Here is a 13,859-nt window from a genome sequence, read left to right as displayed (position 1 = left end):
GGTTCAGGTGAGTGCAGAGCTCTGGGCGGACATCCGTGCCATCAGGTCGCCCCAGGAGGCGACGAAGGATGCGGCTCCTTCCCGCTGGAGCAGGGCGGCGAGTGCCTCGACGTCCACGCCGGCCGCGGCGAACCGGGCGAGTACCTCGTCGCAGTCCCCGCCGTCGGCCGGCATGGGTTCTCCCACCTCGCCGTGGTCGTAGAAGGCCTCCAGCGTGGTGTCGGGCATGGTGTTGACGGTGAACGGCGCCGCCAGCCCGTGGACGTAGAGGGTGTCGGAGGCCTCCGGGTCCTTGGTGCGGGTACTGGCCCACAGCAGCCGTTGCATGCGGACGCCCGCGTTCTCCAGCCGCTGCACCCGGTCCGAGTCCATCAAGGAGCGGTACGCACGGTAGGTGTCGAGCCCGACGGCCAGGCCGAGCCGGTCCTTCAACTCCTGCGGCACACGGTCGGCGACGGCGGCGTCCCAACGGGACATGAACACGGACGCGACGGAACCCACGGCCGGGTCGACGCCCTGCTCGGCACGGCGTTCGACACCGTCCAGGTAGGCGTTCGCGGCGGCACGGTACTGGTCCGCGGAGAACAGCAGGGTGACGTTCACCGGCACCCCGGAGGCGATGCATTCGGTGATCGCCGGAAGCCCTTCCCTGGTGCCGGGAATCTTGATGAACAGATTGCGCCGGCCGGCGCGCTCGAACAGCTCCTTGGCGGCCTCGACCGTGCGCGCGGTGTCGTGGGCGAGCTCCGGGGACACCTCGAGGGACACCCAGCCATCCACGCCGTCCGTACGCTCGTGGACGGGCAGGAACAGGTCCGCCGCCCGGCGCAGGTCCTCGAGAGCGAGCTCGAAGAACAGCTCCTCACCGGAGAGGCCGCGGGTGGCCCCTTCGGCGATCGCAGCGTCGTAGTCGCCCGACGCGATGGCCTTGTCGAAGATGGACGGGTTCGACGTGAGGCCGGTGACCGAGTACGCGTCGACGTACCGCTGGATCTTTCCCGAATCCAGCATGCCGCGCGTGATGTTGTCCAGCCACAGGCTCTGCCCGTGCTGCCGCAGTGCTTCCGTCGCCTTCACGCCCTCGCCTCCTCGCGGGCCGTCACCAACTCGCGCGCGACCTGCGCCACCCGCTGCGGTGTGAACCCGAATTCCGTGAGCAGTTGCTTCAGGGGCGCCGAGGCGCCGTAGGTGTGCATACCGATCATGGCGCCGCGATCGCCCACGTACCGCTCCCATCCGAACGTCGACGCCTGCTCGATGCCGACCCGTGCGGTCACCGACGGCGGCAGGACCTCGTCCCGGTATTCCCGCGGCTGACGGTCGAACAGCTCCCAACAGGGCATGCTGACGACCCGTGCCCTGATGCCCCCTGCGGCGAGTTCCTCCCGCGCGGACAGCGCGAGGGACACCTCTGACCCGGTGGCGAGCAGGATCACCTGCGGATCGCCGGAAGGAGGGTCGGCCAGGACGTAGGCACCGCGCGCCACCCCGGCGGCGGGGGCGAGCCGGGTCCGGTCGAGGGTGGGCAGCGCCTGGCGGGAGAGGACCAGCGCGGCGGGCTCGTGGCGGAGCGCGGCGACCACGCGCCACGTCTCGACGACCTCGCCCGCGTCACCCGGCCGGAAGACGAGAAGCCCCGGCATGGCCCGGAGTCCTGCGAGTTGCTCGACCGGCTGGTGGGTGGGTCCGTCCTCACCGACGCCGATGGAGTCGTGGGTGAAGATGTGCAGTACGGGGATCTCCATCAGGGCGGACAGCCGGATGGCGGCCTTGGCGTAGTCGGAGAAGATCAGGAATCCCGACCAGTACGGGCGCAGCTTGGTGAGGGCCATGCCGTTGGCGACGGCCGCGGCCGCGTGCTCGCGAATGCCGTAGTGGAGGTTGCGTCCGGCGGGGTTGCCGGGCTCGAAGTCCCCCGCGTCGCCGAAGGTGAGACGGGTCTTGGTGGACGGCGAGAGGTCGGCGGAACCCCCGACGAGCCAGGGCACGTGCTGCGCCACGGCGTTCAGCACGTCTCCCGACGACTCCCTGCTGGCAACGCCCTTGGGGTCGGCGGGGAACTCGGGAAGACCACGGTCCCACCCGTCGGGCAGCTCCCGGCGCTGCATCCGCTCCAGTTCGTCGGCCCGTTCGGGATGGGCAGCCCGGTAGCCGTCGAGCAGGCTCTCCCACTCGGTGCGCAATGCGGCGCCCCGGGCGCCGATGCCTTCGGCGAACCCTTCGCGGACGGCTTCTGGCACGCAGAACTGCTCGTCCTCGGGGATCCCGAGGAAACGCTTGGTGGCGCGCACGCCGTCGGCTCCGAACGGCGCCCCGTGTGCCTGCGGCGAGTCCTCGACGGGCGAGCCGTAACCGATGTGACTGTGCACGACGATCAGGGTGGGGCGTTCGGTCTCGGCCCGGAAGGTGTGGAAGGCCCGCGCGGCGGCGTCGAGGTCGTTGGCGTCGGCGACGGTGGTGACGTTCCAGCCGTACGCCAGGAAGCGGGCCGCGACGTCCTCGGTGAAGGTGATGTCGGTGTGACCCTCGATGGTGACCCGGTTGGAGTCGTAGATCCAGCAGAGGTTGGACAGCCCGAGGTGGCCCGCGAGCGAGGCGGCCTCCGAGGAGATGCCCTCCATCATGCAACCGTCCCCGGCGAGCGCGTACACGTCGAAGTCGAAGAGCGGGAAGTCCGGACGGTTGTACCGACCGGCGAGCCACGTGCCGGCGATCGCCATCCCGACGGAGGTGGCCACTCCCTGCCCCAGTGGCCCGGTCGTGGACTCGACGCCGCTGGTCCAGCGGTATTCGGGGTGCCCGGGACAACGGGAGTCGAGCTGGCGGAACGACTTGAGGTCGTCGAGCGTCACCGCGGGGCGGCCCAGTACCTCGTAGTCGGGATCCACCGCGCGGACCCCGGTCAGGTGCAGCAGCGCCCACAGCAGGGTCGAGGCGTGTCCTTCGGAGAGGACGAAGCGGTCCCGGTTGGGCCAGATGGGGTCCTGGGGGTCGAACCGCAGGAACCGCTGCCACAGCGTGTAGGCGACGGGCGCGATCCCCATGGGGGTGCCCGGATGCCCGGACTCCGCCTTCTGGACTGCGTCCATGCAGAGCCCGCGGATGGTGTTCACCGACAGCGTGTCCAGGTCGGTCATGAGCATTGTCCGATCTCGGCGTCCTGATCCGGTGTCCTGGGGCTGGCCCGGTGTGCTGGGCCGGCCCGGCGGCGGCACGTCGAGCGCCGCGGTGGGGCCCCCTGCTTCGCAGCGTGCCCGGCTCGTCCCCGCCCCGACTCACCCGTCGCGGGTGAAAAGCCCGCGACGGTGGCGGTCCGTACCGTTCCTGCGCGTGCTGCGGTCCACCCGGGGTGTACGGCAGGCGCAACCGTGCCAGTTCTGGTCCCCCGGTCCGCCGCGCATCACGCGTGGGGCACGACGGCCACCGGGCAGGGCGCGTGGTGGAGCACGGCGTGCGTCACGGATCCGATGTGCGACCCCCTCGCCGCCCGCCGCCGGCCTACGACGACGAGTCCCGCGTTCGACGCCGCCTCGACGAGGTGGCTGCCCGCCCTTCCGGGGGCGGCCTCCTCGGACACCTTCACTGCCGGGAACCTGTCCCGGAACGGGCGCACCGCGGCGGCCAGGGCGGACTCCCGCTCGGCCGTCTCCCCCGAGTCGTGGTGGAAGGCCGGGTGGTGCCAGGTGTGCACGACGTGCAACGGGGCGGTGTGCCGGGCGGCGTAGTCGAACGCGAACTCCAGGAGTTCGGCCTTGACGTCGCGGACGTCCAGTCCGACGACCACCCGGCGCATGGCGCCGCCGCCCGCCGGGCGTCCGCCGGAGTCCGGCCGCACGACGACGACCGGGTTCCGGGCGTCGGCCACGACCTCCTGCGCCACCGAACCGATGATGAAGCCTCCGACGCCACCGAGCCCGTTCGAGCCCAGCACCAGCATTTGGGCGTCTGCCGCCTCCCCGAGCAGCATGCTGGCGGGGGAGTCCTCGCGCTCCTCCGTGGTGAGGGAGAGCTCCGGGTGGCGCGCCCGCGCCCGTTCTTCGGCGGCCTCGACCAGGGTCCGGGTCCGCTCGGCCGTGGTCTCCCGTGACGGCTTGACGCCCTGGAGCAGGTGCTCCTGCCACTGTGAGGCGTTCACCAGCCGCAGCCCGGCGCCCCGTGCCGCGGCCTCGTCGGCGGCCCACTCCACCGCGGCCAGGCTCTCCTCTGAGCCGTCCACTCCCACAGCGACCGGTCGGGACATGCTGCTCTCCTTGCCTCGGGATCGTGCGGAAGGCCGTCACGAGGGCCGTCACGGGCTTCACGCAAGAGGGCGCCTGATCACGAAGCTACCCATGCACCGGACGGGGCGCGATTCAGGGCATCACGGACGGTGAGTCCCACTCCGCGCGTCCTGGTGGCCGTGCGGTCCGGGCCTCGCGCGGTCCGCGCGCCCAGGATTCCCGCAGCGCCTTGGTGAACGCGGCTGCCGCGCCCGGAAGGGTGGCCCGGGAGAACACGGCCGGCGCACGCCGCCACGGCGGGCTCGACCTGCAGCACGACGGGCCGGCACGGTGAAGGTGGCCACGGCGCGCGACGGACGCCGCGGGCACCGCCCCGGGGGTGCACCCCGTCGGCCCAGACGTGTCGGAGACGGTGGCGGAGGCCCGGCTGATCGTCGGTGGGGAGGCGGAGCCCTCGGACGTGGCGCGGCACGTGCGCCCAACCGATGCGCTCCCGGAGGTTGTGGATGAGGCGTTCCTCACCCTGACGGGGCGGCGACTCCAGCAGACCGGGCGGGCTCCGGCACCGCAGCGCGCGTCAGCGCGCGTCAGCGCGCGTCGAGCCGGAAACCCATCCGCCCGAAGCCCACCATGTCGCTGGCCTTGACCACGACCGAGCCGGTGACGCGACGGCCGTTGACGGTGGTGCCGTTGGTCGAACCGAGGTCGCGCAGCACCCAGAGACCGCCGTGCAGGACCAGTTCGGCGTGGCGGCGCGAGACGGTCTCGTGGCTGAGCCGCAGCCCGTTGGACGGGTCCCGGCCTATGCGCAGCGGGTACGGGCCGGGCTCGGGCAGCAACAGCGGGGGCAGCCGCTCGGCCTTCCAGGCACGGCCGAGGCGCGCGGAGAACGCGGAGACCCTCCCGACCGCACCGAACAGCCTTTTCGTCAGACGGCCTTCGGTGTGCAAGTCCGCCACGAGCGCCTGCAGTTCGTCGGGCCTGCGCGCGGCCAGGGCCAGTTCCATCCGCCGCACGAACGTCTCGTGGGACAGCCGGCCCTGGACGGCGCCCTCCCGGAGGATCCCCAGCACGCGGTCCCGCTCGGCGTCGGAGGCCCTCGCGGGGTAGGTCTGGAACTCGTAGGAGGACGTCACGTGGGCGATTGTCGGGCTGACCGCCCCGAGGTGTCCAGCACGGACGGCGCAGACCAACGAGGCTGTGACACGGCGTAGACGGCACGCCCGGCAGGGGAGGGGCCAACGTCGCCCCGGGCAAACGGGTGGACGGGTCCCGCCCGCACCGTCTAGCGTGATCACGACGCCCGTGAGCGACGGAAGGAGGCGAGTGCAGTGCAGACCACTCCATTCCCGCGCTCCCGCCCCGTCCACCCGGCGTTCACTGTCTGACCGGGGGCGCAGCAGGCACGTTCCTTCCGGAGGACTTCCCATGACCGATCTGGTCATCCGTGCGCTCTCCGAGCGCGATGCAGACCTTTTCGACACCCTTCCCGACCCGCTGGGCACCGGACGAGCGCTCGCACGGGCCACACACCGCCCCGAGTGGAAGCGCGTCGCCCTGCGCGACGGTGGGGTCGTCGCTCGCGCCGCCTGGTGGGGCGGCGCCGACGATCCCTCGCCCGTGCTGCTCAACTGGTTCGACGTGGCCGAAGGCGAGGAGGAGGCGGGCGCCGAACTGCTGCGCACGTCACCGTTCCAGGTCGAGTACGAACTGATCCTGCCGGCGGGCTGGCGCGAGGACCCGGCGCTCGCGGCGGCCGCCGAGGCGCGCCTGCGAGCCGCGAAGGCGGCGGGGATGGAGGTGCTCGTCGAACGCTTCCAGTACCGGTGGACGCCGGAGCGGGGCCTGCCCGAACGCCCCGGGCGCCTGGAGTTCCGTCCCGAGCCGGACGACGACGCCATCCTCGACGTGCTGCGCCGCGTGCACACCGGGACGCTGGACGCGCACGCACGGCGGGCCATCGCGGAGGGCGGGTTGGACCAGGCCGCGCAGGAGGAGCTGGACTTCTTCCGCTGGTGCCCGTCGCCGCGCGAGTGGTGGCAGTTGGCGTACACCCGGGAGGGCGAGCTGGTCGGGCTGCACATCCCGGCTCACAACCCGTCCGGACCGTGCATCGGCTTCATCGGTGTCGTGCCGGAGCAGCGGGGCCGCGGGTATGCCTACGACCTGCTCGTGGAGTGCACGCACGTCCTGGCTCGCCACGGTGCCGAATTCGTCGCGGGCGCCACGGACCAGCACAACTTCCCGATGGCGGGCAACTTCACCAAGGCCGGGCATCCCGTCGTGCAGGAACGCATCCATCTGGTCTGATCCCGCCCGGCGGGGCGGTTTCGCTGCCGCCCGTTGATCGGGTTCGGGAGTGACCGTGGGCCCCGGTCACCCCCGAGCCCCCTGAGCCCCCTGAGCCCCCTGAGCCCCCTGAGCCCCCTGAGCCGATCGTGGCGTACGCGGGCCGCTACCCGGTCCGCACCGCGTCGTAGCGGGTGGTCGCGCCCCTCCGCGCGGTCCGTGTGGCCGGCCCCGTTCGGTGCCCTGAGCCCGCACCCGTGGCCAGGCCCCTCAGCGGCCCGTCGACCGCTGGGCGCGGATCACGTCCCGGTACCAGCTGAACGACGCCTTCGGGGTGCGCTCCATGGTCGTGTAGTCGACGTGGACGAGGCCGAAGCGCTGCGCGGCGCCCTCCACCCATTCGATGTTGTCGGTCAGCGACCAGACGAAGTAGCCGCGGACGTCGACGCCCTCCTCCACCGCCCGGTGCAGGGCCCGCAGGTGACCGTCGAGGAAGGCGATGCGCGAGCGGTCGTCGACGCCGTCGTACGAGCAGCCGTTCTCGGTGACGTACACCGGCGGCAGGCGGTCGCCGTACCTTTCCTTGAGGGTGACGAGCAGTTCGCGGAGCCCGTCGGGGACGACCGGCCAGCCGAAGCGGGTGCGTGGGACGCCTTCGATCTCGCGCAGCCCGAAGGGAAGGTCCGCGGGCATCCCGAACCCCGCGTACGAGCCGAGGGCATCGGGTGCGGGCGCACCGACCAGCATGGGGCTGTAGTAGTTGACGCCGTACCAGTCGAGGGGCTGGGAGATCACGGCCAGGTCGTCGGCGACCGGGCCCGGCATCAGTCCGTCGAAGCCGTCGGGATAGCGGCCGGTCAGCAGCGGATCGGCGAACAGCCGGTTGGTGAGCGTGTCGTAGACCTCGGCCGCGGAGCGGTCCTCCTCGCCGTCACCCGCGGCGTGCACGGGCGAGTGGGAGACTGCCGGCCCGACGTTGCCCGCGCCTGCCGCGCGCAGGGCCTGGACGGCCAGTCCGTGGGCGAGGAGTTGGTGGTGGGCGGCGGGCAGCGCGTCGAAGAGGAGCTTCTTGCCGGGGGCGTGCTCGCCGAGGGCGTAGCCCAGCATGGTGACTTCCGCTGGTTCGTTGATCGTGATCCACATGGGGACGCGGTCGGCGAGGCGCTCCGCGACGGCCCCCGCGTAGTCGGCGAACCGCACGGCGGTGTCGCGGTTCAGCCAGCCGCCTGCCTCGTCCAGCTGCAGCGGGGTGTCCCAGTGGTACAGGGTCGGGGCGGGGGCGATGCCGTGGCCGCACAGCTCGTCGACGAGCCGGTCGTAGAAGTCGAGTCCGGCGGCGTTCACCGGGCCGCTGCCGCCGGGCACCACGCGCGGCCAGCTGATGGAGAACCGGAAGGCCCCGGCGCCGAGTCCGTCGAGCAGCGCGACGTCCTCGCGGTAGCGCTCGTGGAAGGCGGTGCCGCGCGAGGCGTCGGAACCGTCCTTGATGCGGCCGTGCTCCGCGGCGAAGGCATCCCAACCGGAGGGGCCCTTTCCGTCGGTGTCTGCGGCGCCCTCGGTCTGGAACGCGGACGCGGACGCGCCCCACAGGAAGCCGGGAGGGAACGCGGGCATCGGTGTCGCGGACGGCGATGTCATGGCGGGACCCTAGTACCGGCGAGTACGGCGCCTCCAGACCCCGGAGTTGCCAGGATGGGTACGAGTGCTAGTGCCACCTACACGACAGGGGATCGATCACCAGTGCTGTTCGAGGTATGGGCACCGTATGCGCAGGAACAGGTCGCTCTGTGGCTTGAGGGCACCGAGCGGAGGATGGACCGGGACCCGGCGCGGCCCGGCTGGTGGACCGCGGAGGCGGCGGCCGCCGACGGGACGCGGTACGGCTTCGTCCTCGACGGCGGCCCGCTGCGGCCCGACCCCCGCTCGCGGCGTCAGCCTGAGGGGCCGGACGGCCCGAGCGCGGTGGTCGCGCCGGACGCCCACGTCTGGCGCACCGACGACTGGGCCGGCCGCGAGTTGGCCGGCGCGGTCCTCTACGAACTGCACGTCGGCACGTACACCCGCGAGGGCACGCTCGACGCGGCGACCACCCACCTCACCGAGCTGGCGGACCTGGGCGTCACCCACGTCGAGCTGATGCCCCTGTGTCCCTTCCCGGGGACGCACGGCTGGGGCTACGACGGGGTGTCGCCCTGGGCGGTGCACGAGCCGTACGGCGGCCCCGCGGCGCTCAAGCGCTTCGTCGACGCGGCGCACGGCCTCGGTCTCGGCGTCGTCCTGGACGTCGTGCACAACCACCTCGGCCCATCGGGCAACCACCTGCCCGCCTACGGCCCGTACTTCACCGACACCCACCACACGCCGTGGGGCTCCGCGGTCAACCTGGACGCCTCGGGATCGGACGAAGTGCGCGCCTACCTGACGGACAGCGCGCTGGCCTGGCTGCGCGACTACCGCTTCGACGGTCTGCGACTGGACGCGGTGCACGCGCTCGCCGACAACCGCGCGCTGACGTTCGTGGAGGAACTCTCCTCAGCGGTCGACCGGTTCGCCACGGACGTCCGCAGACCCGTGTTCCTCATCGCGGAGTCCGACCGGTGCGATCCGCGGACCACGACACCCCGCGAGGAAGGCGGACTGGGCCTGCACGCGCAGTGGAACGACGACTTCCACCACGCCCTGCACTGCGCCCTCACCGGTGAATCGCAGGGCTACTACGCCGACTTCGCACGAGCTCCGCTCACGGCCCTGGCCAAGACCATGGGGCACGTCTTCTTCCACGACGGCACGTACTCGAGCTTTCGCGGCCGCACCCACGGCCGACCCGTCGACCGAACGCACACACCCGCACACCGCTTCCTCGGCTACGCCCAGACCCACGACCAGATCGGCAACCGGGCTCTCGGCGACCGGCTCTCCGCCCGGCTCTCACCCGGCCTGCTCGCCTGCGCCGCCGCACTCGTGCTCACCTCGCCGTTCACCCCGATGCTGTTCATGGGCGAGGAGTGGGGTGCCGGCACGCCGTGGCAGTTCTTCACCGACCACCAGGACCCCGAGCTGGCCGAGGCCGTTCGCCTGGGCAGACGCCGGGAGTTCGCCCGGCACGGCTGGGCCGCCGACGACATCCCCGACCCGCAGGACCCGGCCACCCGGGAGCGTTCCTGCCTGGACCGCTCCGAGCGGGCCCGGGAGCCGCACGCCCGTCTGCTGGCCTGGTACCGCGAGCTGATCGCCCTACGGCACGCGGAACCGGACCTGTCCGACCCGGATCTGGAGTCGGTGCGGGTCGCGTTCGACGAGGCGGCCCGCTGGTTCGTCTTCCGGCGCGGCGACCTGCGGGTGGCCGCGAACCTCGGCCGGGAGACGGCCACCGTCCCGCTGGGCAGCGGGGGTCGGGTACTGGCCGGCTGGGACGGTGTCGAACCACCGGGCGAGGACGGCCTGCTGGTGCTGCCGGGCGAGTCGTGTGTGGTCCTCGCCGACCGGTGAGCACGGTGAGAGCCGCGCTGACGACGAGCGGGACCCGGGCCACGGCGGGCGGGCGACGCGCCGCTCCCCGGGCACCGCCCGCTATGCGACGATCGCCATCTCCCGTGGGGTGTTGTTGAGGCGGCGGCCCCCGTCCTCGGTCACCGTCACGATGTCCTCGATGCGGACCCCGAAGCGGCCGGGAAGGTAGATGCCCGGTTCGACGGAGAAGCACATGCCCGGGACGAGCGGGAGCACCTCGCCCTCGATCATGTAGGGCGGCTCGTGAGTGGTCACGCCGATCCCGTGACCGGTGCGGTGGATGAAGTGCTCCCCGTACCCGGCTTCCTCGATCACCGCGCGCGCCGCGCGGTCGACGTCCTGGCACGCTGCGCCCGGTCGCACCGCCTCGAACCCCGCCTGCTGGGCCTCGCGCACGACGTCGTGGACGCGCCGCTCCTCCTCGGACGGCTCGCCGACGTGCACGGTGCGGGTGGTGTCCGACCCGTAGCCGTCCTTGAGGCCGCCGAAGTCGAGGACCACCATGTCGCCCTCCCTGATGGTGCGCTCGCCCGCCTCGTGGTGCGGATCGGCGCCGTTCGGTCCCGAGCCGACGATGGTGAAGTCGACCTGGGAATGGCCGAAGCGCAGGAGCAGTGCGGCGATGTCGGCGGCGATGTCGGACTCCTTGCGGCCGGAGAACCGGACCTTGAGGACCTCGCGGTAGGCCTCGTCGGCCGCCGCCCCGGCGGCCTCCATCCGGTCGAGTTCGCGCGCGTCCTTCACCGCGCGCAGCAGCGGCAGGGCGTCCGTGAGGGCCGTGTACGTCGTGCCGGGCAGTTCGCGCTGCATACCGAGCAGGTGCATGGCCCACGTGTTGTCGCTGATCCCGAACCGCCCCTTGCCCTCCAACAGCGCAGCCGTGACGGCGTACGGGTCCTTCCCGTCGGTCCAGGGACGGAGGGACAGGGCGGGGGCACCGGTGGCGTGTCCGGCGTCGGGGGCCTCCAAGGCGGGCACGACCAGGACTGGGTCCTGTCCTTCGACGAGCACGAGCGTCGTGAGCCGTTCGGTGACCGGGGGCGCGTAGCCGGTGAGGTACGCGAGGTCGGGCCCGGGCGCCACGAGGAGGCCGGAGAGCCCCGCCTCGGCCGCGGAGCGGGCCGCACGAACCATCCTGGCCCGGTAGTCGTCGGCGGTGAAGGGCGCGGGCGGCACGGGCTGGGAAGCGGTGGACATGGGGCTCCTCCTCGACTCGTTCACAGTGCCGGCCGACCCCGACGACCGTGTTCCGCGGCCCGTGCCGGGGGCGGGCCGCGCCGGTCAGTCCCCGAGCGGTCAGTCCTCGTCGCGACCGTGCGCGACGAGACGTTCCAACAGGTCCCGGAATTCCCCGCCGACCACGATCCGCAATCCGTCGCCGTCCACGTCGCGGTCGCTGAGCTGGGTCAGCGTCCCACCCCGCCACCAGTAGACGAACGGGGTGATCGCCCCGGGGGTGTCCGCGAACCCGGATGCGGCGAACGCGGCCATGGCGTTCAGCGAGGGGATGACGCTGCTGTCCCGGATCACGTGGAACGCGAGCTGGTGCCGGAAGGGGAGCGCCACCAGCGCCCCGTCGGCCGTGATGTGTTGCCCGGTGACCTGCCGGACGAGCGCGTCGAGTACCAGGACCCGGCTGGCGGTGTAGAACGAGTCGCCGACGACCACTTCGAAGCACATGCCCCCGGCGTCCGCGACCGTCTCGTGGCCCTCGATCGGCAGCCCGCGCAGATTGGCCATGGCACGCTCACGCAGCCCCGGTACGTCGCCGAGCGGCTCCAGGGCGTCGTCGGTGAGCATCATGACGCTCTCGGGGAGATCGAGGGCGAGCACCTCGCTGAGTCCCGGTGCGAGCGATCTGGCGTAGCGGAACGTCTTCCGGTCGAGGCCGTCCGATCCGATCACCCGGGGGTAGAGCTGGGCGCGGATCTGGTCCGGCGACAGGGTGTCCAGGGCGGACGGGGCGTCCATGGTGCGCAGCACCATGCCGACGTGCTGGCGAATGACCGTGGGCCACACCCGGGGACCCCGGTCGTCGTTGTGGCAGACGGCCGCCAGATTGGCGAGACCGAACTGGCGACCGGCGCTGTCGGTGACCACGTCCGCGTAGACGGTGACTTCAAGGCCCTGCTCCGCGAACGCCTCCCGCACCTGTGCGCGGAAGCGTGCGCCCTCGCCCACCGAGAGGAAGGCGAACTCGGCGTCCCGGGGCACATCCGTCCCGTCACGCTTGGGTCCTCGCCGGAACAGCCCCACGTCAACCCCCGCTCGTGCTGTCTGCCCTCTGGTTTCCTGTGCGTGTGCTCAGGTTTCGAGCGTACCTACCGCACCGTCACTCGTGCAGTCGGCCCCGTGGCGCTGCGGCGACCGTCCCGGTCCGTCGCCCACGCCCACGGTCACGGCCCGGCGGCCCGCAGGGGCACGGCGCCTCCCGCCCGGGACCAGCGGAACCGCCGGCCGAGCGGTGCAGTACCTTCCCTGCTGCACCGGAACCGCCCGGTGTTCGCCCCGGGGGGACGCACACATGACCACACGCACCACCGTTGCGGCACGGCCCGCCTCCGTTGCGGTACGGACCGCGAGGGCCGCCGTGACCACGCTGGCGCTCTGCGTGCTCCCGTCGTGCTCGCTCACGGACGACGCCCCTTCCCGCTACGCCCAGGACTACGCCGAACACGAACCGCTCCGGGTGGTCGGCTACCCGTCCTCGGGATCCCTGCAGGTCGTACAACAGGTCGTCTGGCGAATCGCCGACGGAGACGCGGACGCCCTGCGGGCACTCGCCGGCAGTGACGGCACGCGGAGCGAGACGCAAGCGACCGCCGGCGCCTGGATCAGGCATTTCCGCACGGGGGCGCGGGGAAAGGTCACAGCCGACTTCTACGACGAGGGGGGCGAGCGCCAGACGGTCGTGCTCTACTTCCACGGCACCTCCCAGCGGGCGGCCGTCGACGTACGGCTCGACGGTGTGGGAGGGGAGGACGGCTGGCGGGTCCGGATGAACGCACCGGACCCGGCGCGGGACCTGCCCGACTGGGTCCCCGCAGCCCCCGGTGCGCTGGGCTCGAAAACCCCTGCGTGACGGCGTCCCGCGTGCCTCTGCTGTTGGTGCCCCGCCGACCGGTCGCGATCCGGCGACGGGGCACCGAGTGGTACGCATCGGCGGGCCGACCTGCTCAGCCGGTGCGCCCGGTGCGCGGCCCGTCGATGACGCACCGCCCGACCGGGTCGCGGATCACGGATCACGGATCACGGGTCACGGATCGCGTGCAACCCGCTGTCCCCCGAGCCCGTCCCGCATCACCCGCTGCGCCAGGACCGCCCGGGCCTCGGCCAACTCTGCGGCGATCCGCCGTTCACTCTCGCCGTCACGACGGCCGCGTCCACCGGCGCCGCGCGCAGCAGGCACTCGCGACGCAGATGGGTCGGCGGGTGGGTCGCGTCGACGCTGTGTCCTCTACGGGCGCTCACGCGCCGCTGGCGCTCGCACTCGATCTCGGGAATCGACCCGATGTCGGCTGCGAGCCGCTCCCACAGCCCTTGCCACGCTTCGTCGGCACCGGCACCGACCGGCACCGCGGGAGCGTCTTGGTGCCTGCTGCTTGCTCGCCTCCCGCCGGAGCATGGTCTCGGCCGACCGGGCGACGAGCAGCCGGTCCATGAGCCCCACCACGGCCGCTGTCGCCCCGGCCCGCGCGGCCATACGCGTCGGCGAGGCACCCGCCGCGCTGCCCGCCCGCATCGTCAGCTGGTCGAGGAGCACCAGTACCCCCTGTCACGGGCCGGCGGCCGCCGCTCGCCGCGGGGCACGCCGCGCCGGGCGCGTACGGGAGATTCATC

11 protein-coding genes are annotated in these 13,859 nt (G+C 72.4%); 3 read left to right on the top strand and 8 right to left on the bottom strand.

The window, feature by feature from the left end; all coding sequences use genetic code 11:
• Positions 1-3: 3 nt before the first annotated feature.
• The 4 genes from tal to ACFXOM_RS09235 all read right to left on the bottom strand — a co-directional run bounded on the left by tal (position 4) and on the right by ACFXOM_RS09235 (position 5,356).
• A complete protein-coding gene (tal, locus tag ACFXOM_RS09250; protein WP_384933392.1) occupies positions 4-1,077 on the bottom strand; it encodes a transaldolase in 1,074 nt (357 codons plus the stop codon).
• Complete coding sequence (tkt, locus tag ACFXOM_RS09245; protein ID WP_384933394.1) at positions 1,074-3,137, bottom strand: transketolase; 2,064 nt, start codon at positions 3,135-3,137, stop codon at positions 1,074-1,076. Before tkt ends, tal begins: the two co-directional genes overlap by 4 nt.
• 263 nt (positions 3,138-3,400) lie before the next feature.
• Complete coding sequence (locus ACFXOM_RS09240; RefSeq protein WP_384933397.1) at positions 3,401-4,240, bottom strand: universal stress protein; 840 nt, start codon at positions 4,238-4,240, stop codon at positions 3,401-3,403.
• Positions 4,241-4,807: 567 nt separating this feature from the next.
• Complete coding sequence (locus ACFXOM_RS09235; RefSeq protein ID WP_385037517.1) at positions 4,808-5,356, bottom strand: FHA domain-containing protein; 549 nt, start codon at positions 5,354-5,356, stop codon at positions 4,808-4,810.
• Between the two features lie 292 nt (positions 5,357-5,648).
• On the opposite strand from ACFXOM_RS09235, the gene ACFXOM_RS09230 reads away from it, so the two are divergent.
• A complete protein-coding gene (locus tag ACFXOM_RS09230) occupies positions 5,649-6,530 on the top strand; it encodes a GNAT family N-acetyltransferase (RefSeq protein ID WP_385037514.1) in 882 nt (293 codons plus the stop codon).
• 249 nt (positions 6,531-6,779) lie between these two features.
• On the opposite strand, the gene ACFXOM_RS09225 is transcribed toward ACFXOM_RS09230, so the two are convergent.
• On the bottom strand, positions 6,780-8,147 hold the full coding sequence (locus ACFXOM_RS09225) for a GH1 family beta-glucosidase (protein ID WP_384933406.1): 1,368 nt from the start codon (positions 8,145-8,147) through the stop codon (positions 6,780-6,782).
• A gap of 102 nt (positions 8,148-8,249) precedes the next feature.
• Here ACFXOM_RS09225 and treZ point away from each other — a divergent pair, with 102 nt between their 5' ends.
• Positions 8,250-9,998 carry a malto-oligosyltrehalose trehalohydrolase gene (treZ, locus tag ACFXOM_RS09220; protein WP_384946575.1) on the top strand — a complete coding sequence of 583 codons (1,749 nt, stop codon included), beginning with the start codon at positions 8,250-8,252 and terminating at the stop codon, positions 9,996-9,998.
• An 81-nt stretch (positions 9,999-10,079) separates the two neighbouring features.
• On the opposite strand, the gene ACFXOM_RS09215 is transcribed toward treZ, so the two are convergent.
• Complete coding sequence (locus ACFXOM_RS09215; protein ID WP_384933412.1) at positions 10,080-11,216, bottom strand: M24 family metallopeptidase; 1,137 nt, start codon at positions 11,214-11,216, stop codon at positions 10,080-10,082.
• Between the two features lie 99 nt (positions 11,217-11,315).
• On the bottom strand, positions 11,316-12,275 hold the full coding sequence (locus ACFXOM_RS09210; RefSeq protein WP_384933415.1) for a hypothetical protein: 960 nt from the start codon (positions 12,273-12,275) through the stop codon (positions 11,316-11,318).
• A 268-nt stretch (positions 12,276-12,543) separates the two neighbouring features.
• On the opposite strand from ACFXOM_RS09210, the gene ACFXOM_RS09205 reads away from it, so the two are divergent.
• Positions 12,544-13,101, top strand: coding sequence for a hypothetical protein (locus ACFXOM_RS09205; protein WP_384933418.1), 558 nt, complete (start codon positions 12,544-12,546; stop codon positions 13,099-13,101).
• Positions 13,102-13,319: 218 nt separating this feature from the next.
• Here ACFXOM_RS09205 and ACFXOM_RS09200 read toward each other — a convergent pair whose 3' ends face one another.
• Entirely contained in the window at positions 13,320-13,595 is a 276-nt protein-coding gene (locus ACFXOM_RS09200) for a hypothetical protein (RefSeq protein ID WP_384933421.1), read from the bottom strand.
• Between the last annotated feature and the right edge of the window lie 264 nt (positions 13,596-13,859).

It is taken from the genome of Streptomyces sp. NPDC059169 (assembly GCF_042755225.1).
Classification (GTDB): Bacteria; Actinomycetota; Actinomycetes; order Streptomycetales; family Streptomycetaceae; genus Streptomyces.
Note: the sequence above shows the minus strand (reverse complement) of the source record. Positions and strands in the feature narration are given on the sequence as shown.